The sequence below is a fragment of the Candidatus Nitrosopumilus sp. genome, assembly GCF_965223225.1.
GTDB lineage: Archaea > Thermoproteota > Nitrososphaeria > Nitrososphaerales > Nitrosopumilaceae > Nitrosopumilus.
Map to the genome: position 1 here is coordinate 65,004 of NZ_CBDCVU010000004.1, position 26,027 is coordinate 91,030.

A 26,027-nucleotide genomic window follows, 5' to 3' on the forward strand; every position below is an offset into this window, starting at 1 on the left:
AATATTCCCACTCAACCCTTTGTGTATCTTGCCCAAATCCAGGATTCATCTGGGGCAGTAGAGTCACTATCCTGGATTACTGGAAGCCTGACAAAAGGACAGTCATTTTCACCTTCTGTTTCATGGATTCCGCAACAATCTGGAGAGTACGCAGTAACAATATTCGTGTGGAGTAGCTTGGATAATCCTGCTGCTCTTAGCCCTCCAATTGAATCCATTATCAATGTCACATGATTTCTTGATTGATTATTGTTCTATTCATTTAGCTCAAGAGGATTGCTGACTCTTATCTTGTCTGTTGTATTTTTTATCTTGCTAGTAACCTCTTCTGCCCTTTGTACCACGTCTGCCCCGTCTACCTGAGATATGGCATTCTTTGCTTTGTCTACTGAATATTCAACTTCTGGTTTCAGAACTTCAAATGCATTAGTATATGTTAGAAGAAATCCTATTGTGACAATTACCAGTATTGCTCCAATAATAATGCCTTTTGCCAATGTACGAAATGTGTTTTGACATAATTAAATTAGTTTGTATTTTATCATAAACAAACCTTGTGCTAAATGAATTGATAATTACTTTCTTAGATTAAAAATCTGATTCTCCGTAGATTCAGAAATTATAATCTTTTTTACTACCATGATCAGCTGACACATCATGTTAGTTCATACCATTAGTGATATCGAAAAGAAAGGTGAAAAATTAGTTAAAGTAGAGTTATTCCATCCTTAAAACCGTAACATGTTTTTCTCATGTGCGTCTTTTAGAATCAAAATCAATTCCTCGATTGTACATTTCCTAAATGATTCGGGAAAGTCTTTTGGGTCTAATGTCTTTATTTTCTTTGCCTTTCTTTTTACCACAAATTTCACCGGTCCTGGGACTTCCTTGTCATATTTCATATTGATAAAATCAATTATTTCCTGAGTTTTCTCATCATCCAACTAGATCACCTTTTTTTCAATCAATGCCAATTTTTCTTTTTTGGCTTGGAGGATCATGTTTTGCCGCATATTGGTTTCCAAATACGTTTGAATTAGTATCTCTTAAAAAACAATAAAGAAAAAGAGAATTTTTAGTCTCTATGCTATTTCGTTAGTACTAATGAATAGCTTACAGTAAATGGTTCAGATTCCATACTATGAAATCCAAATGCATTGCCTGAAAATACCATAGATCCTGCACTTTTTGATGGACCAAGCACCATTCCGTAATGGGACTCTCCATCAGCAGACCATGTTTGCATGCCTGGAGGCAATCCGTCTGGTAGTGGACCGATAAGTGAAATCATCTGAACTGGTTTAGATGCATCAAACGTGATGTTTCCTCTGTAAGGCTTATCACTAAAGGGCAATAGAAGCATCAGTTGATGATTTTCATGTCCAATTCCTGTGTCTTGTTTAGATGTTTTAGTGCCCATTATCACATTATCATTTTCTTGTGATAATTCTGTGTATGTTACAGCATATGTAGCAGAGAATGGTTCAGTATTTTTTGTATGTAATGCAAGTGCATTACCTGAAAACTGCCAAAATCCAGATGATTTTTCATTATCTACAAAGGTTAATCCATAGATAGTTTTACCGTCTGGTGTCCATGTAGCTTGTCCTTTTGCCATACCTTGTTTTAGTGGTCCATGTAATGCAACAAGCTGAACATTCTCAGATGCTGTATAACTTAGATGACCGCGATAGACGTTCTCGCTTGGTTGAAGAATTATGGCTAGTTGATATCCCTCATGACCTTGGCCAGAATCTTGAACTGACGTCACTACTCCTGTAACTGTCTTTGCAGCTCTTGAAGTGGTATCTGCTGCCATTTTTTCAGCTTTTTTGTCTCTTAGTGGATGGTCTACTGCTTTTTCAGACTCTTTGGATTTTTTCTCCTCCTTTACTTGCTCTTTTTTCTTTTTCTCTTCTTTTGGCTTTTGCTGTTCTACTTCAGAACACAGTCTGTCACCACACACAATATTCTTGGTGGCTTTGCCATATTGTGCTGAGGATACGCCCTGTCCTTTTAGTGCCTCTGCAGGTTGAACTATTACTGCAGTATCTGCAATAGTTCCTGTCAACAATACAGAGACAGCAAATACCGCAAGCAATGTTGTTTTTATCATCGGTCTTGTTTTATCCAATCAAATATTTATCTTGATCCTGAAATGTAATCTAAAAATTTTATCTTTCTTTATGCTATGTTCATTTGACAGATGTCTCACAAATTATTCCTTGATTGTTTTTTACAATACCCTTTGGATTGTATTCATTATCCAGTAATCACAAATAGTATTTTACTTCCGAATGGAGATATTACTATTATCAGATTGTCGTAAACCTGCAGTATTTTTTGAGGTCAATTGATAAAGATAATATCTAAAACAGTTCTAACTAATTCATACAAAATGAGAAAGATTGAGGTGGTCTGCTATGAGCAGCAGGGTCAAAGTATAGAATATGTATTCAAAAAGTACAAAATCCCGTTTCATCTTGAGCTAACCCTCGCAGAAGAAGAAAAGCTTTTGCGATACACTGGAATATGTCCCGATTCCCTATCTAGCGGGCTTACAAATGAACTCAATAAAATAATTGACACAAGAAGAAAGGAACTGTACGTTACAAGTCTGGCAATAGAGGCAACACTATCAGACTATTTGTCAAACTATGTAAAAGAACTTGAAGCAAAACAAGTAAAGACAAAAACAAAGAAACTGATTGAGGAATACGAGTCAATAATCGACCCCAATGTGAACTTTAACAAGAATCTACTGTTCATGATAGTCATTGCAGCAGGAGTTGCAGCAGCAGGTCTGTTTGCAAATAATGCATCATTGGTGATTGGTGCAATGTTGATATCCCCGCTGTTGGGACCAATCTCTGCGTTTTCCTTCAACACCGCAGTTGGAAAAACCGACAAGATGGTAAAGTCGCTAGTCTCTGGTCTGATTCTCCTAGTTGCAGTTATTGCAACAGGTGCGCTCTTAACTGCAATTGCTCTGCAGTTTGCGGACCTGCCAATGACCAACGAGATATTGTCACGAACCGAGATTTCCCCTGTCTTTTTGGCAGTGGCAATTGCTTTGGGACTTGCAGGAGGAATCGCAATGTCCACAAACATTCCTGGCATTCTAGTTGGGGTGGCAATTGCTGCAGCCTTGGTGCCACCTGGCACGGTTGCAGGTATCGGTATTGCATTATGGAATTTTGATATGTTTTCAAGTGCATTGACCCTTACTGTTGCAAATATCATTGGGTTGGTTCTTGGCATGATGGTAGTTTTTTTCATTGTGGGAGTTACACCAAGAAAGTTTTACGAGAAAGAAAAGGCCCAAAAATATATCATATTCACAATATCTATCTTCATCGGTCTGAGTGTTCTTTTGGGATTTCTGTTATTGAAGCCTTGAGGATTTTTTTATGCAATTGAATTTTAGTTTATAGTATGTGTAAACTCTAGATTTTTTATTCCATTTTTTTCTATTTGTTTTCGTAGGGTATCTACAAACTCTTTAGCATCCGTTTTTGGGATGGAATCAATGATGGTCTCCTCTTCAATTCCCCAAGCTCTATTAATGGAAGCTTGACTGATGTCATCTATTTTGGTAAATCCTGCACCATTAAAAATTATGGATGATGAGGATGACAATGGTGATCCTTCTTGAAGTTTTATTGAACTAATAGAGTCAAACGGCATATCCTTGATTGTATTCTTTGTTCCAAATCCACTATTGCCTGTAGTGATAATTCTTTTATCGGTTGCAAAAATTAGATCTGCATTAGTTGCAGAACTAGCTTGTTTTTCTTTGACTTTCCTTGTGACATAAAGAATTCGTTCATCTGAGTCTAGATATTTTTTGATTTTTTTTATTTCATTACTGTTGTCGTTTAATTTCTTAGAAATATCTGAACCTATAAAATCAATTCCTCTTGCGTTTTTTACAGCATCTATCATTGCTTGTGGAGGGGATATGTTTTCAGAATCCTCATAATATTTCTGTATGTGGAGGTTAAGGGATTTTTTTGCATCTTCAAAATCTTTTATGTGAAATAGTGGAGAATAAACTCCGTTATTTCCAACAAATGTGATTTGTAAATGCTTTGATGTTGATTTGTCTTTTAATCCCAAGCTTGAGATTTTCTTTTTTGTAGATTTTTCAGTGTAATCAATATTTTCAAACTTTTGAATCGCCTGCAATAGGATTTCAAACTGAACCTCATCTTTTGCAAGAAATAATACTCTTCTTTTCTCATCAAAGTTTTGTATTGCTAGTGTGCCTTTTTGTTTTGGAAAGTCCGGCTCATCTTCTTTGTACTCTGCTTCGTAATATGATGTGTTTTCACAGATGTATTTGTTGCATTCGATGCAGATTTTTCCGTCTATCTGCCAATCTGGTTTTGGCGTAATTTTCCACATACCTAGTTTTTTATTACATCTGGCACAGGATGTCATTATCAAAAATAGTGATTTTAGAGTACTAAATAAAAAGATCGTAATGTTTGAAAATTATCCCTCTATAATACATGTCTCTAATGGCCAAATAAAATTAAAGAATTGCACCCTCAAATGTGAATGATGAAAAATCAACATCATAAAAAAGAACATCTCTAAAAAATAAATACATGTCTCAAGCTATTGGATGCTTAATTTTATTTTGAGACATGTTGATTACCAATTATTCTTCATCAGTACTAGGTTTTTTCTTTCTTTTTAGCGAGGCAGAATCTGCAGAATTAACTCAAAATATGTATTTCGGAAACATTTCAGTTAATCTAGAACTAAGTAAAGTCAACTAGTTTCATAAATCTAGCATGAATACAATTCTTCCTTGTGTTAATAGACCTCTCAGAAGACTAGTACAGGAAGAAAAAGTGACAGAAATATTAGACAAAAAGAAAACAAGAGCCTTTAGGCGATTCTTAAAAACTCCAGAGCCTCACGAGGTTCATGTGCATTCGCTCACTATGATTTATGAGCCACTTATGATATTATCCGGAAAATATAGTGAAGATTTTTTTCGTAAAGCGTTACATGAAGTTAAAGTGGATCAAAATGTAAAAGAGCTTGTCTTTGAAGACGGTATCTTTTCTGCATCAAACTTTTCAACTTCATCCAGAATTGGTGGAAAAATACGAAAAAATATGGTACCAATAAATCTTGAAGAACACGTCTTTGTAGAAAAAGAAACAGAAATAGTTTTAGACCATCATGGAGAGGAGAGAAACTTTTCCTACAAAGTAAACACCAAAGATGTTGAAAGCTATCCCAAACGGACCCTGAAGAAAAATACCGTAAGAGACTTTGAGATAACAGAAGAAGTCGCAATCAAGAAACTGGCTAAGGAATTGCAAACACATGAACAATTTGATGATGTTCGTGATCTTAATGAACATCTCAAAGTAGATGAGATTGTTATAATCTACGTTCCAATATATGAGGCAAGATTAATTGGACCAAAGAAAAAAGTTGAGATTCTGCGATATGACGCAGTAAAAAAAGAATTGTTGTGATAAACTATCACATTTTCAATTCTTGATTCTCCTATCACTTGTACATGTTGCACAATTCTTCATCAAATTCAAATGAGACTCTTCTTCTTTTGAGTCGATTTTGAAAAACATCAATAATCTTCTGCATTAGATTTCACAATCCTCATACAGCAAAAATGATAATCCTCTCATCTCTTGCCAAGAATAAGAAGCAAGTCCATTTTGTTTCCAAAGTTTTTTACCATCTTGTCTTGGTATGCTTTGAACCAAGATATTTTCGGACTCCGGTTGCCTTGCCTCTAAGAGGATTTCTGCTGTTTGCATGAATAATGTGAAATGAATTTTGGATATAATACACCTAAAAATTGTGGTAACATCAGATAAGATATACTGGTTAACCTATGCCTAGATTATTGCAATTAGATGATTTACTACGCATAAATAGTCAACTTATTTATCATGTGTATGGGACTTTCGATTTCCAATCTAAATGGGCTAAGGGTTTTTCCTCCATCATCAATACTAAGCAAAGACATGGAATTTCTAGAGTTTCTAAGATATGAAACAAAGTCTCTTAGATCTGATACCGTACTGACCAAAGATGATCTCTTTTCTGGGTTTTCCAAAAGTACAAAAATAAAAAATATCTCAAAAATAAAAAAATCTGAAATCAAAAAACTATTTGATGTTTTTTCCAAGAAGCTTGACAAGACTATGCTTATCAAAAATTTACCTGATGAAATCTCTGATATCAAATGGAAGAGAATTGATGGTTTTTGTAATCTTTTAAGATTAATTGAAAGAAGTGATGAGCGAAAGGTCAGATGGGCATTATACCACTTGTTTGCAAATGGAAAACAAAAAATTTCCAAAGAAGATTTGTCTGAGCTCTTGACAGATTTCAAAATTAAAAATCTAGATAAAATTCTGACCAAAATAGTAAAGACTGAGACACTGTCTGGTTTTGATACAGAGTATGATGGAAAAAATTTCCAAATAAAACATGACAAGAACGACAAACTTGTTCCACACTATTTGGCAGATGCAATCGAGGAACAGTCTCGTCGTTCTCCAGGAGAGCTAGAAGAAGAAATTTTAGACTTGATTGATGAGGGTTCCTATTCCAACCAAGAAATTTCCCAAGCGCTATTGATTGATGAGGGGCTTGTATCCCGAACAATTGGAAAGCTGCGAGACCAGGACAAAATTGTATTGTCTAGTTTTGGAAAACGAGGAGCCAGATATTTTACCACAAACTGTGATAACTGCCCATTTGGAACAACCAAAGCTTCATGCAGAAAAGAAGCAATTTCGTATATCACAACTACGTTTAACCAGGACTTTGGACTTGAATTAACTGCAAACGATTTTGACAATGTTGAGACAAACCAGGCACTATTGAAAATCAAGAGAATCGTAATGATGGCAAGAAAAGAAAAAGATACAAAACTTGAGCGTAACCTAGGTGAAAATCTAGAGAACCTCCTTTCAAAAACAGTAGATAAGTTTGTGGAAGTAGAAATTCCTGAAGACAAAAATGCCAAAGTGCCAGAATTTTCTATGCATGTGACAAAGGACTTGGGCAAACTCCCAATGCTGTATCAGCTCGGGTTAAAGAAAGGAGCACAGGGAGGAATTCACCTTATGGATGAAATGCTACATTTGGCGTCAAAATCCATAAAAAAAGAGGACCGAATAAAAATAAAAAAACATGCTCTAAATGAAGCAAACAAATTTCTTAAAAACATAGGATTGGACCAAAAGGGCACTACTTGATTTTATCTAGTATCAAGTCATCTAGTTTCTTATCTTTGAGGCTACATCAAAATCATACATTCTTTAATACGAAATTGTTAAATGCTAATTTCATGAAAACAAATCAGAACTTGATTGTTGAGGATAAATATTAGGGGATGCAAGGAAAAATGAAAACAAAGACAGCTTATCCTATTGTGGCTTTATTTTTAGGCGTTATCTTATTTTCAGGAACATTTTCTTCACCGGCTTTAGCTGACGTAATAAGTCCAAGAGAACAAATGAAACTTGACTTTTTACCTGAGGATATCTTCTGCAAAGAAGATCTGGTAAAGGTTACTAAGGAATCTACTGGACATGTTGCTTGTGTGAAACCTTCTTCTGCTCAAAAGCTTTCAGATCAGGGTTGGGCCAAGGGTCTATCAAGCAAACAACTAGACGAGATAAAGGCAAAGAAGAAACTAGCAAAAGAGGGACCAGCCGGAACAATTACCACGGTTGCAGTTATAAAACAATTGGCAAAAAACCCTGCACCTGGAAAATCTAGTGCTTCTGGATATTCCTATGTCTTTGAAGCATGCAGTAAAGCAGAACCCATCAGGGCTCCTACAATATTTGTAACATCTGATAGTGAGACAAAGAATGTCAAACTAGGCAGTATGCTGCAGGCCAATTCCTGTTATGTTAGCTCTGTACTAATCAAGGCATCAAACCCCGCATCCATTTCTGCAGAATTTCTCAATAAGGGAGGAATCTCAGATAAAATAGAGTTGCTTGAAACCAAGATTTCTGAACTCAAAGCAAAAATTGTAGCAGCAAAGCAAAAGATTACAACTTCAGATGGGCAGGCACCAAAATCAGAAAACATTGACAACATTGCATCTCTTAAAAAAGAATTGAAAACTGTTCAAGACAAACTACGCCAATTTATGATGGCATTGTATGTGCCTCCAAACATGAAAGCATCAAATATTGACATTCCAAAATCTATTACTGGAAAGCCATTAGATGGCATGAGTACTGAATTAATCTCAGTGACAGAAGCCATAGTTAAACCTGATCCCAACAACGAAGAACTCAAAAGATTCAATGTTGTTTTTGAGGCATGCTCAGGAAAATCAGCAGTCAGATTGCCAATAATTACAATAACTTCAGATTCCGATTCAGCTGAGGTCAAATTAGTCGAGAGAATAATTCCAAACTCTTGCCAAGTGGGAATCACAAAAATTAATGCCGTGGATTCTGAATCGATTCAATCCAAAATAAGTGGAAACTCTGGCGTATCTACTCTGGTATCCACTCTTGAAAAACAGATTGAGGAAATGCAAACCAACCTTGCAGGCAAAAGAAGTGAACTCGCACAGTTGATCTCTGTAAAACTTGATTCTGCTGCAGAACAAAAGGCAGTCAAACTAACCCTCGAAATAAGCGAAATACGCGAAGACTTGCTAGAAAAAAGAACACAACTGTATGGGCTCCTAAAGGGAATAAAATAATCAACTTTTTGAAGGTATGTGTGTAAACAAACTTGGTACACAAAATAACGAAGGTTACGTCTATGTTTAGATATTTTATTTACGGTAAGGTTAAAAGTCCATGGACAAACTAATGATGTTGAATAAAACTCACGTTGGTTTGTTTTCAATTCTTGTTATTTTTGTATCCGTTACAGCCATGTCAGAAAATGCATTTGCAGATGTTATAGCACCCAATCACCAAATGGATATGAGTTTTACCGTAAACGAAATAGTATGCAAGGAAAACCTTGTCAAAGTAATTAGGACATCTAACGGAAATGCTGTATGTGTAAAACCTGATGCAGTAGATCCTTTAGTAGATAGGGGAATTATAGAAAATCCAAACCCTGAAATGATTGCACTCTTGCTAAAAGAAACCCCAAAACCTGTTGGTACAATAACCCATTTGGCAACTACTAAAGCCCCTACAAATCCTGGAGATGCAGTAGGATTCTCAAAAATAACTATCAATAATTACGTGTTTAAGATTTGTTCGATTGACGAGAAGATAAAGCGTCCTGAAGTTATAATCACATCTGATAGTGAAACAAAATCTGTAAAACTTGCACGAGACATATCTGCAGAAGCATGTAATACAACTGCAGTCAAAGTTAGGGCAATTGACCCAAACACCATTAATGCAAGGTTGTTAAATCAAGGTGGAGTAACAGAAATAATAACAGAATTTGAAAATAAAATTGAAGAACTAAAACTGGATCTTTCTGAACAACGAGAAAAAATATCTGCAATTAACAATGAAGCGCCAAGTAACGATAGAGCAAAAAAAGTCTCTGCAATACATAAACAGATAACGGATCTGAGAAATGAATTAAAGGACACAAGAGCAGATCTGCAAAAATATCTGTTATTGCTTAATGTAACTCCTGCAAATGGCATTTCTCAAATTTCAGCGGGAAAATCAATAACAGGAGTGGACGTTGAGACAGTCCTTTCTGATATAATTTTAGTACATGAGGCTTTGATTCAACCAGAACAAACTCCTGAAGGAATAATGGCCTTTAACGTGGTCTTTGAGGTATGCACAAAAGACGATGTTCTGAGAATTCCTGTAGTGGAGTTGTCATCAGACGCAGAGTCTAAAACTGTCAGAATGGCAGAAAAGATTGTCGCCAACTCTTGCCAAGTAACTACATCCAAAATAAACGCCATAAACCCTAATTCTATATCCATTACGCTGGCAGGACAGACATCAACATCCTCAACGATTATGGAGTTGGAGGTAAAAATAAGGGACCTGCAGGACCTCATGCAATTAGAGCAGCAAAGACTAAACTCCATATTAACATCTAGTACTTTAGATAAGAATGAACAACAAACAGCTATCAATGAGTCTTCTGAAAAAGTAATGGATCTGCAAAAACAAATCAATCAAGCAAAGATAGATCTGCACAAAATTCTACTTGAAGTATACCAGTAATATTTTATTCCTATAGATATTCATAAATGCGTTTAAGCGAATTGTTTTTTGTGATGAATGATATTACAAACATGAAAGGTCCTAAGATTCAACTGAGTAATGAACTGCTGATTGGTCAATTATGTTATGGAATAATTGGATCAAAAAGATGACCTAAAAAGGACCATTTCATAAAAGTGATAAATAATGACAAACAGACTTGACGATGAACAGATAAAGGAAATAGTTTCCACAGTAATTGATCCTGAGAATATTCTTAGCATTTACAATGATGATAGAAACACAAGAATAATGGTCCATAACATGGATGCAAAAGAGATTGGCAAGTGTGCAGAACAACTCAATGATATCCTACTGCCGCTACTTGACAAACCATACCGTATCTGGATTGACAACAAACCTAGTGATGCTGATTTTGAATTGGTCAAAGAAGAAAATGACGAGGAAGCAGAACCCCTTGAGGAAAACAAACACCTGCTACATGATGACAAAATTCCTGCATCTGCTGTTGACCTTTCTCATACAGAGGAGAAAATCATTGTTTTGAAGAATTTTCTAGAGCCAGAAAAACTAGACGATATTATTTACAACAAAAAAACCTCATTGTTTGGTTCTGTGTTTAACAGACCAAAGCCTGATGAGATACATGTTCATTCAAATATAATTGCGTATGAATCATACATGATAATTTCTGGCAGATATGAGATTGACTTTTACCGCAAGGCCACACATAAGATAGATGTCAGCGGAGATGTAATTGAAATAATCATGGGTGATGGAATATTTCCAATCAAGACAAAATCTGGAATTTTAGAAAAGTTTGGAGACAAGATGAAGGAAGGCATAGGAATAGACAAGGAAGAAGTTGAATTGGAAGTAGAGGAGCATGCAGTACAAAGGCAAAACGGTAGTATTACACTGGATCATCATGGTCGCGAAGTAAAGGAATTTCCACACAAGATTGACTCCAAAAACATTGAGAACTATCCCACAAGAATTCTAGAGCAGAATTCAGAAAATGTAAAAAATCAAGAATTAACTAAAGAGAGATGCATTGACCAACTAAGGATAAAACTACAAAAAATAAGTCCACAAGATGTCCGAATGAATTCTGAGCAATTCATAATTGACAAGATAACTACAGTGTATGTTCCAATCCATGAGGCAAGATGTGTTGATCCTAAAAAGAAGATAGGAATTCTCAGAATCGATGGGATTACAAAGAAGATACTGGGTTAGATCTTATCAAGCAGGTCCTTTTTCTTTGCGTTGAACTCTTTTTCGTTTATGATTCCCTGCTCCTTTAACTTTGCAAGTCTTTCAATTAGGTCTATTGTGTCATTTTTTGACTCATAGGATTTTGGTTTTAGTTTTTTGACTTCATCCCAACTGTCGTCCACGACATCATCAATTTTCTCCCCTAGTTCTTCTGCTTCTTTTGCAGCAATCTTTCCAAGCTCAATGCTTTTGTCCTTTAACTCGTCTGCCTTTTTTGCGATGTTTTCAAGGAATCCCTTTTTTGGTAATGATCCCCTTACAGAATTCTTATCGTTATCTTCGTCTTTCATGTTTTAATAATTCCTCACTTGTAGATAAATCGATTTTCAATAAAAATAATTTGGCTGTAAATTATGCCATTTTAGTTATTTATCTTGTATTTTTTATTGAATACTTTGACGTCGTATCCTAAAATCCTGTACTGGAGAGTAAGTGTAGGGATTGTTAATTGCGTTCACGCTTAGAGTCCTTAAATAACCTGATTCTTTATAAGAAAAATTCCTAATGGTGGATAATTTACGTTAAACAAAACCAAAGGAAGAAGTCTGTTGCCCACAAATGATGTTTTTCTGCTGATAATTAGCTAATTACTGTATGTGCTGAACGCTGGAACTCATAAATGTAGAAAAATTGATGTGGTTTTGTGGCAGAAGACACAATCACGAATATCAGTACTGGGGAATTTCAAACACTAAGTGAGATTGTCTTCTCTTCTCTTTCGATTCAAATTTCACTGATTGTTCTTGTCCTGGGTTTAATTTCAATCATTTTGATACACAAAAAATTTGCAAGATGGGTAAACTCAAAAGAGATCAGCCACATTCATCCCGAATTGGCAGAATTTGCAAGAAAAGTAATGTTGCCTGTTTTTGCCATTGTTCTAATTACTGCAATCAACGTACACGTTCAGGCCTTTGAGCTTTTTGATGAAGAGGTGGAGATCCTAGAGTCAGAGGCAAGTGACAGCCTAACCCATAGGGAGGTTTTTGCCAAGTTGCTATCTTCTCTGAACATTTTTTCAATAGGCTATGCAGTTTCACAACTAATTCCAATTTTAATTACAAAATATGACAGAACAAAACAAGAACGAACAGATTTTGATTCGTGGAAGATGATGACCGGATTTGCTGATGACGAACAAAACTTTTTCCACCGGATCTTTGAGTGGGTTCCGCCAAAACATCCTCCCAAAACCATGTCCAATGAGACATTTCAGAAACTATTGGAAACAAAAGATGGAAGAAAGAGTCTGGAACAGCATAGAACTACACGTGGATTTACCATTGGAAGTTACAAGCAGCTAGTAGATGACCCATTAAAAGAATGGAGAAAATCTGAAACTAAAAAATACTTGAAATATCTTAAAGACTGCACATCTGGAAATAATTTCTCTGGATACAAGTTGAGGTTGGGTGTTACTCCTCAGGAGGTATATCCGTTTGATATATGGGCCGAGCAAAAACGACTTGCTGGTTATGCACCCGTTTTACCTGGAGAAAAACCTCCAGGATGGGCACAAAAAAGAGTACAAGACATACCCAAGTCATTCAGACAATGGATTCCTATTTTTGTCAATGTTGCAGTATTTTTGGGAATAGTTGCGTGGTGGCAAGTAGATCTTGTGGTTTTGGCAACTGCCACTGGTGGCTTGTCAATAGGCATAGGTTTTGCTCTGAAGGAAACCATGGAGAATTATTTTGCATATGTCTTTATCAGAAAGGACAGAATGTTTTTGGAAGGAGATAGGATTGAGGTTGATGGATATAATGGGTATGTTCACAAAATCACCCCACGTGTAACATACATACGACATGCATTAAACGAATCTCTGGCAGTAATACCAACAAAGCAATTGGTTACATCAAAAATCATAAACTATACCACCTCTTTCAAGCTGGTTCCAGCAGAGATTGATGTTGGCGTATCTTATCTGAACGATCCCGAACAAGTTGCAGCAATAATGATGAAGATAGGAAAGCGTGCCATGAAGGAGATTACAGATTCTGAGGGAGCACACATGATCATCCAAGAACAGTGCCCCTATCTTCTGGAAGGTAAAAAAAGCTGTGGATGTGACAAGGACGTTTTAGTGGATATGGAGCAGCCAAAGGTTAGATTCAGAAAATTTGATGACTCTGCGTTGTATTTTGGAATGTGGGTGTATGTTAAGGACTATGGATCACAATTCAAGGTAGAAAGCGACATGCGCATGATGATGTACAAGGAGTTTAAAAAATACGATATACGAATTCCTTGGCCAATTAGAACAATCTATCAGGGAGATGAAAAGCGAGAATATGACGAGATTTCAAAATACGATGAAGAGCGAAAGCGTGTCCTTGATGAATACGGGACAGGAGATCCAAAAAAAGAAAACAAGCAAAATGGTGAAAAGTAAAATGAAAATTCGCACTGAAAAGAACTGCTTTACAATTTTACACTATACTGGCTTTTGAAATTATATAATTTTATCATAAATTATGAAGACTTCATTCAGATACTTTTCTAATATTCCCTAATGCAAAATCATTTCATAATCAAATGCCTATTTATTTTGAGTTTAAATAGGTACACTATGAAGTTCATAGGACGGAGTTAGTTGGCAGCAGGAGCAGGTGTTACCGAATTTTTAGCACTTCTAGCGTTATTGTTGGGAGGAGGTATGATTGGTGCAGGAATAATGAAGAAGATAAAATTTCCCACCATAATTGGCTTCATTATAATTGGAATGATTGCAGGTCCATATGGGCTTGGAATAGTAGAGGATGTTGAACTAATCAATTTGCTTGCAGAGCTGGGAATTATAATTCTGCTATTTGTGGTGGGTCTGGAATTCAGTCTTCAAAAACTTCGTCGTGCAGGAATCAAGGCAATCATAGTTGGAATGTCAGAGCTGTCAATAATGTTCTTTTTGGCATATGTGGGTGCATTTTCTTTTGGCTGGTCTCATCTGGAATCTCTGTATCTTGCTGGAATATTGGCAATTAGCAGTACGGCAATTTCACTTAGATTGTTGAGGGATATGAAACTTGTAAAGACTAAGGAATTCAATACAGTAATCACAATTTTGATTGTAGAGGATCTTGCTGCCGTTTTACTGCTAGTCATACTTGGCAATGCTTCAGCAGGTGCAGACATTGCAATCGCAGATGTCGGCATCATGATACTTCAGAGTCTTGCATTCTTCGTAATTGCAGTAGCAGCTGGAATCAAGCTCATACCGAAACTTTTGGACAAAATTCAAAAATTGGACATCCCAGAAGGTCCGTTCATTACCGCACTGGCATTAGGGTTTGGCTTGGCAGTGCTAGCTCATTTTCTGGGACAAAGCTCCGCAATTGGTGCTTTTATCATGGGCATGATAATTGCGTCTTCAAAACATTCAGAGGCAATAATTGAAAAGGTGCTTCCATTAAGGGATTTTTTTGGAGTGATATTTTTTGTGTCAATTGGAATGCTGGTAAACATTACAACAATCCCAGAAGTTGCCCTTATCTCAATTCCGATAATAATTCTGGCAGTAGTTGGAAAGTTTGTTGGAAACTTTTTCAGCTCAACAATGTCTGGTCATGATTTTGTAGGTGCCTCTACGGTAGGATCCGTCATGGTTCCCAGAGGGGAATTCTCGTTTATCATGGCAAAACAGGCAGTGGATAGCGGTGCCGTACGTGATTCCCTTTATCCTGTAACGATGCTGGTGACCCTTGCCACGATGCTTTGCATGCCTTTATTGCTCAAGATACTTCCAACACTGGTTGACAAGTCAAGTTATGTTCCATTGACCGTGCTAAATCCAATATTTACGGTAGGAAGGTTCTTCAATCAACTTATGGAATCGTCTGATGATGACAATAAACTAAATAACTTATTGAAAAAACATGGTCCCAAATTGTTCATAAATATTGTAATAGTTGTTGCTATTTTAGCCGCAATTGATTATTTCAAAGAAGACATCACAAGGACAATAATTGAATCTGGAATACCTCTGCTAATTGAACCTGAATTATTGCTGACAATAATGAGCATAATTCTAATCATATATCCAATAATCTCTCTTTTGGGAAGGATTGAAAAAATAGTTACCATTATCTCAGATACGATATCTACAAAACTACTACCTACAGACACTAGCGAAATAGAACGAAAACCAATGCACAGACTAGTTCGAAACATTTTCTTTACTGTGACAATTTTGATAATGGTAGCAATAGTTCAACCATACATTACAGAAATCGCGGATGTTGAAATTCTATCTATGGCCATATCTGCAATTGGGTTTGGGCTGGCAATAATTCTGATTGTTGACAGCGTATTTGTGTTTCATAAAATTTCTCACAGCCACATCATGGATAGTCTGCTTAAAGAGGATGAGAAAATGGATGATTCAGATGCAAAATAATCTGAACACATTTGTGGTGTTGTGTCATTATAGGTGTTAAACACCTAAACCAATTTTTATTGATATGGCATCATGAATACTGATAGAAGAATGTAATCGAATTTTAGTTTACTTGATCAAAACAAGAATTCTCGAAGAAAGCCAAACGTAGTATAGAAGTGACAGAACCACAGAAATTATAAAAGCCATTGCCAAGAATAATTTCTCAAATACTCTTGACTTTATTTTTTAGACTGAAATTCAACTACGGAAAAACTACTCTGAATCAATCACCAATATTTTTTGGCAACGTGTGCATTCGTATCTGTCTTTGAATCCAGGCATCTTTAATTTTGCATCATGAGTGCATGTGTCTTGACTGACAGTTCTGTAGGCCATTAAATCTCAATTAAGATGAATCAAATTAGAAGTTATCTCTGATCCAACAAGGACAAATATGGTTTTCTCTAATTTGAAACGAGAGAAGACAGAAACTCACCAAGATGACAGTTAACATGAGTGACTGTGCTCTCTCTGGGTGTACATCTGTGTATCTGATAAATAATCTGATATGATTTGATTTCATGCAGAATGTAATCAACCAGCTATCAAAATATCTCTTGGAATCAAAACTATTCTAGTTTAATAATCTGACACTCAAATGCCCTTACATGAATCAAATCTCATTAACCGCAGCTGAAAACATTGGAAACATTTCTGATCTGATGTATGGTGATACCAAAAACACTCCATTGCTAACAAAACCAAGTGTCGAGGCAATTGATCTGATTGGCCTGAACTGGATATTTACCGACCATTTCTACCCATTTCACTTAGCTTACCCTGAGAGGAGGTGTAATGTTATTGAGTAGTAAATCTGTCACAGAAAGCACAAGTGATTTCTATGGATTGTGGAAAGCATACACTGACAGCATATACACGTATGCTGAAAAGGCCATTCCGCAGTATCACCAGTCAATCTCCAACCTGTACCAAGAATATCTTGAGGTATGCAAGAATCTTGCATGTTCAGCAATAGATATCCAGAGAGGGTTTGCAACAAGAGCAGGCATTCAAGCAAGCATGCCAGAGGCTGCAATCAAGATTGCAAGTGATGCCAAACAGGAATCAAAGACTGCCATTGATGTTCAAAACAAGATTGCAATTGCATCCATGGATGCTGCAAAGCAGACGCTAAATGCGCTAAATGCAAACGCAGCCGAATTTGCATCCTTGAACAGGAACATCATAGAAATGTGGCCATCAATTATTCCAGCTAGATCATCATCATAACTTTTCTAGCTTTTTTTCTTTATTCTACATACAATGTCAGGATCATTTCTCTAGTATCGTGTTCTTCGTCAATTATTCAATCTACGGAATCTTTTACAAGTGAATATGTCATAAAATCTGATTCGTCAGAACCATACAAGTCAACTGTCCTTGCCTTTGGATGAACAATCACGGTTCTAGGCTCGTGATGAATGGCTATTTTTTCATCATCTTTGATAACAACTATTTTCATATTTGAGATCAGTTTTGTGAAAATATTAACTGTGACATCTTTTTGCTTTCATATATATGATAGATTTTGAAGAACAACAATGATTTTGAATATTCAATATTTTACTCAGATGTAAAATGACGTTTCACAAATATTCTCTAAACGTTTCTCTTGCTCTCTTTGATATGCTTCCCACTTGGGATACTGGTTCTGTCGATATTAACAAGAGATGCTCACTTATTGGAATGCTGACCATTACGACATTTTCCCTTCTTGATGCGATCCATTTTATTGGCCCCAGTGTATCGTCAAACTCTTTTCTCATTGACCATTCCAGGCACATCTGCATGTAAACCATTTTGGATTTGCTGTCATCAATAAAAGGCTCCACCCCCTTTCTGAATCCTCCTGCAATAAGTCGGCCATACCTGTTGATTACTCCTGCAAATCTAATGTATGGTTCATCATCCAATATTTTATCACATTTTTTACTGAATATATCTACAATTTTTGGAGTTGTCATTTTTCTTACCTGCCTTGTTGGATATTTGTTTTATTTCTAATTTGCCTGTTTCACATCAGACGATGTCAAGGTATGCTAACTGTTTCTCCATCTGTTGTTTTCTGGTGTGATATTTTCGAATTTGTCTCTTTTTTCAGATCCTTGAGATATCGTTCTATCATTGCAATTCCGTCCACAATTTTTGGAGCATTGTTTTTGACAAACTCTATTTTGTCTGAATTGGTCTTTGGTTGACATTCAACATAATTTTCCATTGCTTTTTTCCCGTTATAATCAATAAAGGCAATCCTTGCACTAAAGTCCGTTCTCTCCAAGACAAGACTGTCTCCTCCCACCAGAGCAGTGTGATATGGATGCTGAATCAAAGACTCTGAGAATTTCTGGGAGTTTGTAATCTTGTTTGCAAGAAAATCATCAGAATACGCGTTAAAATCAGCCAACAAGTAAAATGTAGATTCCGGCTTTGTTGTCTTGACTCCGTCAATCCTGTTTAATCCCTCATATGTGTACCATCCCATTATCTCGTGTATTCTCCTTGTTATTTCCAAGTATTCGTCCATCTCTCTACTCTCTGAAAATCCTGCAATAGCAGCATGTTGGATTGGAGTTGACGTGGCAGTGTATTCTGTGGCAAGAATTTTTTTGAACTGTTTCTTTAGTTCTGTCGCATGTTGTGGGAATACAACATATCCCAGTCTGTATCCACCTGCAGCATGTGACTTTGATAGGCCGTTTGTGACAAAGGTTCCTTCAGGGTAAATTTTTCCCATACTGACAAACTTGTTAATGTCATATGTGGTAAGCGCATAGATTTCATCTGAGATAACCAAGATGTCATGTTTTCTGCAGACATCTGCAATCTCTTCTAATTCCAATCTAGAATAGATCAGACCTGTGGGATTGTTTGGATTATTCAGAATCAGAATCTTTTGCCTGTCATGTAATCTCAAAGTAAGATGCTCAAGATCATTTGGGGTAATCTTTCCATTTTTTGCAACATGAAGCATGTGATAGTTTTTCTTCAAGAACCTGATCTGTGGAAGGTAGCCAAGCCATGCAGGTGTTGGAAGTATTACAGTGCCATGCAGAATCTCCAACAAGTTGAATATCAGCTCTTTTGTTCCAGGTCCTACATAGACACGGCTTGGATCAACATCTATGTCAAAATTTCTTTTATTATACTTGGAAATCGTCTCACGCAATTCCTGAATTCCAGGAACTCCTGCATATGCACCCTTGTCGGCATTTTCTATTAATGCCCTTTTTACCGGTTCAGGTACTGGAAACGGGGACTGGCCAAAGGCAAACCCGTAGAAGCCAAAACTGCACTCAGGATGCTTGCAGTCTGAATGAAACTCCTGCAAGAAAGTGTTTAGCTTGAGATTCTCAGGCATCTCGATGTCCTCTACTTGTTGGTCAATGACAAATTTTCGCAAATCTTTACTTTCCTTTGTTTTTGCTATCCTCAAAATAAACTAAGTATTTTACCTTCACTATCATTTGATTTTTCTGATCCTGACACGTTCACTTGATCCTTAAAACCCTCATCATATTAAACCAAATTCGAGTTGTTCTCAATCAAACTGGAATGAACTAGATGACTATATTCGGAGTATAGTCAATTAATTATTGGTAAAAAAATACAAATTCTTTGCATCCTACCATTCCATCATTTTTCATCCTCATAATACGTAGAAATTTATTCTATTGCTTGTTTTTCCTCTTTAAATTTGCATGATTTTTTGGTATTATTATTTTGGTAATCTACTTGATTTCGTACAATACAAAGTCAAATGATTTACAAAATCTAGAATTAAATCAAAATTGTTCTTTCTTAATAACTCATTTTCCTAAAATGTGTAAGAAATGAAATATTTTGAATATGTTAAAAGAACAAGTTATCCAAACAGATATTCTGATACTGAATCTAAGCAGGAAGAATTAGAATGAGCCAAAATCTTGAACATAGAATAATGGAGATATGTGGCAGTTCAATGTATAATGATGAAAAATTTCAAAAACGAAGAGATTTTTTGAAAAAAAAGAACAAAGGTCAAAGGTAAGCAATAAAGCATGAGATGCGCAAATTGTGGTAACCAATCAAGCTGGAGAGATCCTGATTGTAACAAGTGTGATAAACCTCTACACCAAAAAGATTGCAAAGGAAAGGCAGAAGACTGCAAGTGCCATGCTATAAATGAACAACAATGGATGCAGAAAAAATCTCAAAATTCATAATACGATCTAGTTTAAATTTTACCAAATAACAATTGATATGTCTTGAAAGTAGCACTAATTTACAATGAATCTAAGATCGATCCTGATGATGTGATCAATGTCTTTGGCATGACCACCAAAGAGCACTACAGTCCAAAGGCTGTAGAGAGAGTTGCAAGAGCACTGGAAAAGGGCGGTCACACAGTCAAGGTAATCGAAGGAGACATTCACTTGGCTGATGAGTTGCGAGAGTTCATGCCAAGAGTAATTGATGGTGATGCCCCTGGCATGGTCTTTAACATGGCATATGGATTGCAAGGACAGAATCGTTACACACATGTGCCTGCAATGATGGAGATGCTTGGAATCCCCTACATTGGTTCGGGGCCTGCAGGACATGCAATAGTCCAAGACAAGGTAATGACAAAGATCGTGCTACAAAAAAACAATATTCCTACTCCTGGCTTTTGGGTGTTTAGAACAGCTGAAGACAAGTTTGACGATCTTGTGTTTCCCGTAATTGTAAAACCAAAACTAGAATCTACATCAATGGGAATGGAGGTAGTAGACAATTGGGATGATCTGAGACCTGCAGTTGCAAAACAGATTGAAAAATATCAGCAAGATATTCTGGTAGAGCAGTTTATTCCGGGAAGAGAGTTTGCAGTGGGTGTAATTGGGAATTCTCCAAATCTTGAAGTTTTGCCAATAGTGGAGATAAACCTGGGTGATCCTGACAAAATTCAAACTAAAGGCGACAAGGTAAAAAAAGGTGGAATTGACAAAACTTGTCCTGCTCCGCTCTCCAAGGAAAAAACTGAGGAGCTAAAAAAATTATGTGTTAATGCGTTTACCTCGCTTGGCCTTTATGACTATACTAGAGTTGATATCAGAATGGACAAGGATGAAAATTTTTACATATTGGAGCTAAACTCTATGGCAAGTCTTGGTATGGGTGGCTCTCTTGTCTATGCTGCAAAGACTGCAAAATACACCTATGAATCCCTCATCAACAAAATTCTTGACGTTGCAGTCATGCGATACTTTGGGGAATCCACTCCGGTACAAGAAAAAGAACCTGACATGTCAAAACCTTTGCGTGTTATTGCGAGGACTTATCTTCGAGGACACTTGCAAAGCCTCAAAGAAAATCTAAGGGATTTTGTAAACCTAAACACGCATGTCTATAACATTGACAATATCAACAAACTTGGAAACATTATTTCCAGAAGACTGAAACATTTGGGATTCAATGAGCATGTTCACAAACAGTTTGATGTAGGTGACTTTAGATTTTTTACAAATCACGATGAACCAGAAAATGATGTCTTGATTGTATCTCATATGGATACTCACTATGGACCAAATGATCTGATAAATTACTACGAAAGTGGAGACAAAATTCTTGGATCTGGAATTGCAGAAAGTAAAGGTGGCATAGTTGTAATGCTTGGAGCATTACATGCTCTACGATTTGCAAAAAAACTTCGTAAAGTAAAATGTGCAATACTATTAACCACCGATGATAGTCTTGGAGGACGATTTAGTAAAGAGCTGGTAGAACAATACTCCAAAAAATCCAGATATATTATTGGCCTCAAGTCCGCCAGCAAGGAAGGTGGAATAATCACTACCTGTTATGGCAGAAACGACTATCAGATTCGCTTTACCACACAACAGACATCGTCTGCAGACATTCATGGAATTATACCTGTACTGGGAAAAAAGATTTCTGCAATTGAGAAGCTTTCAAAAGATGAAAAAGATTACAGATTGAGAACTACCTCCATTGTTGCCCAAGGTTCTCATGGCCACACGCCAAACTATGCGACTTTATCTTTGATATCAAGCTACAAAACCCCCCAACTTGGACAATCACTTGATTCAAAGATTAGAAGCATTATGAAAAAAAGGGAAGTAGGATCACCAAAACTAGAGATTGCAATAAACCAAGTTCAGACCAGACCACCTGTAATGGAAGAAGAATCAGACACTTCATTTTATGAACTGATAGAAGATTTGGCTAAAAAACATGAAATCAAAATAAAACGACATGAGCAAATAATGTCTTCAGATATCAGCAATGTTCCTGCAGAACTTCCTGCATTGGATGGATTTGGACCCAAAGGACACAAGTACCGCTCCCCTCAGGAATACATTGTTCATGACAGTATTGTTGAAAGATCTGCATTGTTGACATCAATCCTTTACAAATGTTCTGAATAACGTGGCCCTCGAATACGAACTTACTGCACTTGCTGCTCTGATTGGATTGTCTGGTTTCTTTAGTGGACTTGAGGTAGCATTAGTTGGAACCTCCCAAGCTACAGTAGAGAGGTTGGTAAAAGAGAAAGCAAAAGGTGCAAAATCACTTCATAAACTAAAGTCTAATCCTGGTTGGATGATGTCAAGTGTGAACCTGGGAAATAATCTGGTAAACATTGGATCTGCTTCATTGGCAACAGTTGTTTCCATCCAAATTTTTGGAGAAAATGGTGTAGGTATTGCAGTTGGTATAATGACATTCTTGGTGATAATATTTGGGGAGGTTACACCAAAAACATATTGCAATGCAAATGCCACAAAGATAGCACTGAGATTTGCTAAGGTGTTGTTGGCATTTAGCTATGTATTTTATCCAGCAGTATGGATTTTAGAAAAGATCTCCCGTGGTATCATAAGAATTACTGGTAGCAGTTACCTCCCTCCGGCACTCACAAAAGAGGAAATTAGTGGAATAATAGATCAAGGAAGGAGAGATGAGGCATTAGACAAGCATGAAACAAATCTAGTTCATGGAGCTCTGGAATTTGATGATAGGGTGATTAGGTCTGTCATGATGCCTCGCCCAAATATGTTCAGCCTTCAATCTGAAATGCAACTAATTGATGCAGCTGAAATTATTCATGCAAGTGGGCATTCAAGGATTCCGATTTATGGAAAAGACCTAGATGACATTATTGGAATTTTACATGTAAGAGATATTCTGACCCACCTCAAAGAACCAGAATTACAAAAAAGAAAATTAAGAGAATTTGTTAGAGAACCCATCTATGTTTCTCAGGAAAAGCGCATGAGCGATCTTCTACGACAAATGCAAGCAAAAAATACTCACATGGCAATTGTTGTTGATGAATTTGGAGGAGTAGAAGGATTAGTCACTCTTGAAGATTTGATTGAAGAAATTGTAGGAGAAATACATGATGAAACAGACTCTGTGAAATCACTTTATGAAAAAGTCGATGAAAATACAATAATCACAAATGGAGATATTGAAATTGACACTATAAATACAATATTCAAGTCCACGATACCTCAAGGAGATGATTATTCTACACTAAACGGCTTGTTGCATGAAAAGTTACATGATATACCAAAACCAGGTGATGCGCTTAAAATCGACAACTTGTCAATCAAGATTGAAAAAGTATCAAAAAACAAACCAGTTGCTGTAAAAATTAAAAAGATTTCAGAAAATGAGGAGTTGTAATGCAGGATAAAATAGGACTGCTTATCAATCGACTTGTTATAGGATTTGTTTTTGCTTTTGTCTACCAAATAGTAATTGGTGTTGCAACCTCTCTGCTTTCTCTTCCTCTTACTGGTAACGTACAGGATTTGATTGCAGGAATTGAACAGATTGGATCAGATCAGGGCATATGGTTTATAGCTTGGTGGATATTATCCACGATAATCATAACTTCCATAGCACTTTTAATCGTAAAGTACAGGAAGTATTTCTCACCATACAAAGACGAGGAAAACATTATGATTCCTCCAAAAATAACTCCTCTTACTGCAATTGTAATTGGAGCAATTATTTCATTTCTATTCTTTTTATTAGATTTGATAATTGGATCCATCGTAAAACTAGATTCTGTAACTGATGTACAAGCAATTTACCAAGCTGCCATTGCGGGTGACTTTGGACCACTAGGTATCAGCATACTGTTTTCAATCACAGCTGGTTTTATCATTGTAGGAATTACCAGCAAAACTGCCAAAGTCTCTGAAATCACACATGAATTTGGATTTGGCGAATTTTCAAAGTTCACAGACATTTTGAATAAAAAGAAGAAGGTACCACGTAATACTATTGCAGATACAATAGGACAACGTCCTGGAGAATTAATACATGTAGGGGAGAAAAAAGTTGAAAAAATCCAGATTGACCTTATAGAGTATGATTCTGAGGAGTTTAATAAAATTAGCAACACCTCTGTTGAAAAATGTCTAGATTCAAAAAGTAAGGCTAACGTATCATGGATTAACATAACAGGAATTCACGATCCTGATGTTATTCAAAAATTCGGTAATGCGTTTGACTTGCATTCTCTATATCAGGCCAACATAATGAATACCGAACTAAGACCTTCTATAGAAATATCAGATGATCATGTGTTTTTGATGCTCAAAATGCCTCACTTCAACGAGGAAAAGGGAAAAATCGAATTAGAACAAATCTCCATGATCTTTGCCAAAAACCATATCCTGACTTTTCAAGAGATTAAAGATGATTTCTTTGAACAGATACGAAAGAGATTAAGAGAAAATACTGGAACAATTAGAAAGCTAGGAACAGATTATCTTGCATATTCATTACTTGATGCAATTATTGATAGTTATTTTCTAGTATTAGAGAAAATAAGTGACATCTCTGAAAATCTTGAAGACGAATTGATGCAAAACCCTTCTCAGAGTACACTACATGTGCTTCAGATGTTAAAAAGACAAATGATCATGTTGCGCAAGTCGATGTGGCCTGCAAGAGAAGTAATAGACACCCTTCAACGCAGTCATACAACATTGATCCATGAAGAGACCAAAACATATCTCAAAGATACCTACAACCATACAGTTCAGGTAATTGATACTATCGAAGGCTTGCGTGATGTGGTTGGAGGATTGCTTGATACCTATCTGTCCAGCGTAAGCAATAGGATGAATGAAGTAATGAAGACATTGACAATAATTGCAAGCATCTTCATCCCGATTACTTTCATCGCAGGAATTTATGGTACAAATTTTAGCTATGTGCCAGAGTTAGAATGGGAAGGCAGTTACTTTGCGATGCTTGGCGTGATGATGGCAATTGTGATTGTAATGGTTGGATGGTTTAAGAAAAAACAATGGTTGTGACATAAGATAACCAGCAGAATAATTCAACGTGCATATGAAATTCTTGAAGGGACAACTAACGACAAGATTACAAAAGGATTTCAGATTTTCATAATTACTCTAATATCAGTAAATGTCCTTTTTGTGATTATAGAAACAGAAGAATCTGTCTTAGATGAATATGGCTATCTGTTTACTCCGTTTGAAGTTTTTTCAGTCATAATCTTTACTTTGGAATACGCTGGAAGAATCATTGTTTGCAAGCTAAATCCAAAATATCAAAATGCAAGATATGCAAGACTTCGATTCGTCTTTACTCCTATGATGCTGGTGGATTTGGCCGCAATACTTCCCTTCTTCTTGCCGTTTGTGGTGGCAGATGTTCGTTTCATAAGGATAATCCGTCTCCTCAGATTATTCAGACTGTTTAAGCTTGCCCGATACTCTGATCCGATGCAGACGTTAGGTGAGGTATTCAAGGCAAAGGCAGGAGATCTGTCTGTTGCATTTTTTATCCTCTTTATTGTGCTGATTTTTGCATCCAGTCTGATGTATCATGCAGAACACGAGGCCCAGCCAGAAATATTTTCTAGCATTCCTGCATCAATGTGGTGGGGAATAATAACGCTGACTACAATTGGCTATGGAGACACTTATCCTGTCACTGTAATGGGAAAGATAGTTGGAGGTGCAGTAGCCGTCCTTGGAATTGCAGTATATGCAATACCGACAGGCATAATGGCCTCTGCATTTACTGAAGAGTTACGCAAAAAAAGGCAAAAGAAGCGAACATGTCCACATTGTGGAAAGGAGTTATGA

Annotated in this window: 25 protein-coding genes; 14 read left to right on the plus strand and 11 right to left on the minus strand. The window is 36.5% G+C overall.

What is annotated here, in order from left to right; genetic code table 11:
- Window positions 1-11: 11 nt before the first annotated feature.
- The 4 genes from ACOQN3_RS00695 to ACOQN3_RS00710 all read right to left on the minus strand — a co-directional run bounded on the left by ACOQN3_RS00695 (window position 12) and on the right by ACOQN3_RS00710 (window position 2,116).
- On the minus strand, window positions 12-218 hold the full coding sequence (locus ACOQN3_RS00695; RefSeq protein WP_420544579.1) for a hypothetical protein: 207 nt from the start codon (window positions 216-218) through the stop codon (window positions 12-14).
- Window positions 219-254: 36 nt separating this feature from the next.
- Entirely contained in the window at window positions 255-497 is a 243-nt protein-coding gene (locus ACOQN3_RS00700) for a hypothetical protein (protein ID WP_420544580.1), read from the minus strand.
- Between the two features lie 231 nt (window positions 498-728).
- Window positions 729-944 (minus strand): hypothetical protein, encoded by a 216-nt coding sequence (locus ACOQN3_RS00705; RefSeq protein WP_420544581.1) that lies wholly within the window; start codon window positions 942-944, stop codon window positions 729-731.
- 143 nt (window positions 945-1,087) lie between these two features.
- Window positions 1,088-2,116, minus strand: a complete 1,029-nt coding sequence (locus ACOQN3_RS00710) for a hypothetical protein (protein WP_420544582.1) — start codon at window positions 2,114-2,116, stop codon at window positions 1,088-1,090.
- A gap of 282 nt (window positions 2,117-2,398) precedes the next feature.
- Between ACOQN3_RS00710 and ACOQN3_RS00715 the strand changes: the two genes are divergently transcribed.
- Window positions 2,399-3,400, plus strand: coding sequence for a TIGR00341 family protein (locus ACOQN3_RS00715; protein ID WP_420544583.1), 1,002 nt, complete (start codon window positions 2,399-2,401; stop codon window positions 3,398-3,400).
- A gap of 23 nt (window positions 3,401-3,423) precedes the next feature.
- Here the strand turns inward: ACOQN3_RS00715 and ACOQN3_RS00720 are convergent, their stop codons facing one another.
- Window positions 3,424-4,443, minus strand: a complete 1,020-nt coding sequence (locus ACOQN3_RS00720; RefSeq protein ID WP_420546571.1) for a PH domain-containing protein — start codon at window positions 4,441-4,443, stop codon at window positions 3,424-3,426.
- 590 nt (window positions 4,444-5,033) lie between these two features.
- Here ACOQN3_RS00720 and ACOQN3_RS00725 point away from each other — a divergent pair.
- The gene (locus tag ACOQN3_RS00725) at window positions 5,034-5,501 is read left to right on the plus strand and encodes a hypothetical protein (RefSeq protein ID WP_420544584.1); all 468 of its coding nucleotides are present in this window, start codon (window positions 5,034-5,036) and stop codon (window positions 5,499-5,501) included.
- A 126-nt stretch (window positions 5,502-5,627) separates the two neighbouring features.
- Here the strand turns inward: ACOQN3_RS00725 and ACOQN3_RS00730 are convergent, their stop codons facing one another.
- Window positions 5,628-5,804, minus strand: a complete 177-nt coding sequence (locus tag ACOQN3_RS00730; RefSeq protein WP_420544585.1) for a hypothetical protein — start codon at window positions 5,802-5,804, stop codon at window positions 5,628-5,630.
- A 141-nt stretch (window positions 5,805-5,945) separates the two neighbouring features.
- Here ACOQN3_RS00730 and ACOQN3_RS00735 point away from each other — a divergent pair, with 141 nt between their 5' ends.
- From ACOQN3_RS00735 to ACOQN3_RS00750, 4 genes are all read left to right on the plus strand, one after another.
- A complete protein-coding gene (locus ACOQN3_RS00735) occupies window positions 5,946-7,256 on the plus strand; it encodes a hypothetical protein (RefSeq protein ID WP_420544586.1) in 1,311 nt (436 codons plus the stop codon).
- Between the two features lie 149 nt (window positions 7,257-7,405).
- Entirely contained in the window at window positions 7,406-8,731 is a 1,326-nt protein-coding gene (locus ACOQN3_RS00740; protein ID WP_420544587.1) for a hypothetical protein, read from the plus strand.
- A gap of 100 nt (window positions 8,732-8,831) precedes the next feature.
- The gene (locus ACOQN3_RS00745) at window positions 8,832-10,190 is read left to right on the plus strand and encodes a hypothetical protein (protein WP_420544588.1); all 1,359 of its coding nucleotides are present in this window, start codon (window positions 8,832-8,834) and stop codon (window positions 10,188-10,190) included.
- Window positions 10,191-10,376: 186 nt separating this feature from the next.
- Window positions 10,377-11,429, plus strand: coding sequence for a hypothetical protein (locus ACOQN3_RS00750; RefSeq protein WP_420544589.1), 1,053 nt, complete (start codon window positions 10,377-10,379; stop codon window positions 11,427-11,429).
- On the opposite strand, the gene ACOQN3_RS00755 is transcribed toward ACOQN3_RS00750, so the two are convergent.
- Window positions 11,426-11,758, minus strand: coding sequence for an SHOCT domain-containing protein (locus tag ACOQN3_RS00755; RefSeq protein ID WP_420544590.1), 333 nt, complete (start codon window positions 11,756-11,758; stop codon window positions 11,426-11,428). The two genes, ACOQN3_RS00750 and ACOQN3_RS00755, sit on opposite strands and share 4 nt — an antisense overlap.
- Window positions 11,759-12,111: 353 nt before the next feature.
- Here ACOQN3_RS00755 and ACOQN3_RS00760 point away from each other — a divergent pair, with 353 nt between their 5' ends.
- Window positions 12,112-13,866 carry a mechanosensitive ion channel family protein gene (locus ACOQN3_RS00760; protein WP_420544591.1) on the plus strand — a complete coding sequence of 585 codons (1,755 nt, stop codon included), beginning with the start codon at window positions 12,112-12,114 and terminating at the stop codon, window positions 13,864-13,866.
- A gap of 201 nt (window positions 13,867-14,067) precedes the next feature.
- Window positions 14,068-15,867, plus strand: coding sequence for a cation:proton antiporter (locus ACOQN3_RS00765; RefSeq protein WP_420544592.1), 1,800 nt, complete (start codon window positions 14,068-14,070; stop codon window positions 15,865-15,867).
- A gap of 255 nt (window positions 15,868-16,122) precedes the next feature.
- Here ACOQN3_RS00765 and ACOQN3_RS00770 read toward each other — a convergent pair whose 3' ends face one another.
- Entirely contained in the window at window positions 16,123-16,245 is a 123-nt protein-coding gene (locus ACOQN3_RS00770; RefSeq protein WP_420544593.1) for a hypothetical protein, read from the minus strand.
- Window positions 16,246-16,517: 272 nt separating this feature from the next.
- Between ACOQN3_RS00770 and ACOQN3_RS00775 the strand changes: the two genes are divergently transcribed.
- On the plus strand, window positions 16,518-16,718 hold the full coding sequence (locus ACOQN3_RS00775; RefSeq protein ID WP_420544594.1) for a hypothetical protein: 201 nt from the start codon (window positions 16,518-16,520) through the stop codon (window positions 16,716-16,718).
- Window positions 16,711-17,139 carry a hypothetical protein gene (locus ACOQN3_RS00780; RefSeq protein ID WP_420544595.1) on the plus strand — a complete coding sequence of 143 codons (429 nt, stop codon included), beginning with the start codon at window positions 16,711-16,713 and terminating at the stop codon, window positions 17,137-17,139. The genes ACOQN3_RS00775 and ACOQN3_RS00780 overlap by 8 nt, the downstream gene beginning before the upstream one ends.
- A gap of 76 nt (window positions 17,140-17,215) precedes the next feature.
- On the opposite strand, the gene ACOQN3_RS00785 is transcribed toward ACOQN3_RS00780, so the two are convergent.
- The 3 genes from ACOQN3_RS00785 to ACOQN3_RS00795 form a co-directional block, all read right to left on the minus strand.
- Window positions 17,216-17,371 carry a hypothetical protein gene (locus ACOQN3_RS00785; protein ID WP_420544596.1) on the minus strand — a complete coding sequence of 52 codons (156 nt, stop codon included), beginning with the start codon at window positions 17,369-17,371 and terminating at the stop codon, window positions 17,216-17,218.
- A gap of 124 nt (window positions 17,372-17,495) precedes the next feature.
- Window positions 17,496-17,873, minus strand: a complete 378-nt coding sequence (locus ACOQN3_RS00790) for a DUF6659 family protein (protein ID WP_420544597.1) — start codon at window positions 17,871-17,873, stop codon at window positions 17,496-17,498.
- Between the two features lie 65 nt (window positions 17,874-17,938).
- Window positions 17,939-19,267, minus strand: a complete 1,329-nt coding sequence (locus ACOQN3_RS00795; RefSeq protein ID WP_420546572.1) for a pyridoxal phosphate-dependent aminotransferase — start codon at window positions 19,265-19,267, stop codon at window positions 17,939-17,941.
- Window positions 19,268-20,153: 886 nt separating this feature from the next.
- On the opposite strand from ACOQN3_RS00795, the gene ACOQN3_RS00800 reads away from it, so the two are divergent.
- The 4 genes from ACOQN3_RS00800 (at window position 20,154) to ACOQN3_RS00815 (ending at window position 26,027) form a co-directional block, all read left to right on the plus strand.
- Window positions 20,154-22,316, plus strand: a complete 2,163-nt coding sequence (locus tag ACOQN3_RS00800) for a M20/M25/M40 family metallo-hydrolase (RefSeq protein ID WP_420544598.1) — start codon at window positions 20,154-20,156, stop codon at window positions 22,314-22,316.
- Window position 22,317: 1 nt separating this feature from the next.
- Entirely contained in the window at window positions 22,318-23,580 is a 1,263-nt protein-coding gene (locus ACOQN3_RS00805; protein WP_420544599.1) for a hemolysin family protein, read from the plus strand.
- Window positions 23,580-25,229: a magnesium/cobalt transporter CorA gene (gene corA, locus ACOQN3_RS00810; RefSeq protein WP_420544600.1), complete on the plus strand. Its 1,650-nt coding sequence runs from the start codon at window positions 23,580-23,582 to the stop codon at window positions 25,227-25,229. Before ACOQN3_RS00805 ends, corA begins: the two co-directional genes overlap by 1 nt.
- A 66-nt stretch (window positions 25,230-25,295) precedes the next feature.
- Window positions 25,296-26,027 (plus strand): ion transporter, encoded by a 732-nt coding sequence (locus ACOQN3_RS00815; RefSeq protein WP_420546573.1) that lies wholly within the window; start codon window positions 25,296-25,298, stop codon window positions 26,025-26,027.

Coding starts and splice junctions, on each gene's coding strand:
- ACOQN3_RS00695 (WP_420544579.1), bottom strand. CDS start 218: ATGGATTCAATTGGAGGGCTAAGAGCAGCAGGATTATCCAAGCTACTC.
- ACOQN3_RS00710 (WP_420544582.1), bottom strand. CDS start 2,116: ATGATAAAAACAACATTGCTTGCGGTATTTGCTGTCTCTGTATTGTTG.
- ACOQN3_RS00715 (WP_420544583.1), top strand. CDS start 2,399: ATGAGAAAGATTGAGGTGGTCTGCTATGAGCAGCAGGGTCAAAGTATA.
- ACOQN3_RS00720 (WP_420546571.1), bottom strand. CDS start 4,443: ATGACATCCTGTGCCAGATGTAATAAAAAACTAGGTATGTGGAAAATT.
- ACOQN3_RS00730 (WP_420544585.1), bottom strand. CDS start 5,804: ATGCAAACAGCAGAAATCCTCTTAGAGGCAAGGCAACCGGAGTCCGAA.
- ACOQN3_RS00735 (WP_420544586.1), top strand. CDS start 5,946: ATGGGACTTTCGATTTCCAATCTAAATGGGCTAAGGGTTTTTCCTCCA.
- ACOQN3_RS00740 (WP_420544587.1), top strand. CDS start 7,406: ATGAAAACAAAGACAGCTTATCCTATTGTGGCTTTATTTTTAGGCGTT.
- ACOQN3_RS00745 (WP_420544588.1), top strand. CDS start 8,832: ATGGACAAACTAATGATGTTGAATAAAACTCACGTTGGTTTGTTTTCA.
- ACOQN3_RS00750 (WP_420544589.1), top strand. CDS start 10,377: ATGACAAACAGACTTGACGATGAACAGATAAAGGAAATAGTTTCCACA.
- ACOQN3_RS00755 (WP_420544590.1), bottom strand. CDS start 11,758: ATGAAAGACGAAGATAACGATAAGAATTCTGTAAGGGGATCATTACCA.
- ACOQN3_RS00770 (WP_420544593.1), bottom strand. CDS start 16,245: ATGGCCTACAGAACTGTCAGTCAAGACACATGCACTCATGATGCAAAA.
- ACOQN3_RS00775 (WP_420544594.1), top strand. CDS start 16,518: ATGAATCAAATCTCATTAACCGCAGCTGAAAACATTGGAAACATTTCT.
- ACOQN3_RS00785 (WP_420544596.1), bottom strand. CDS start 17,371: ATGAAAATAGTTGTTATCAAAGATGATGAAAAAATAGCCATTCATCAC.
- ACOQN3_RS00790 (WP_420544597.1), bottom strand. CDS start 17,873: ATGACAACTCCAAAAATTGTAGATATATTCAGTAAAAAATGTGATAAA.
- ACOQN3_RS00795 (WP_420546572.1), bottom strand. CDS start 19,267: ATGCCTGAGAATCTCAAGCTAAACACTTTCTTGCAGGAGTTTCATTCA.
- corA (WP_420544600.1), top strand. CDS start 23,580: ATGCAGGATAAAATAGGACTGCTTATCAATCGACTTGTTATAGGATTT.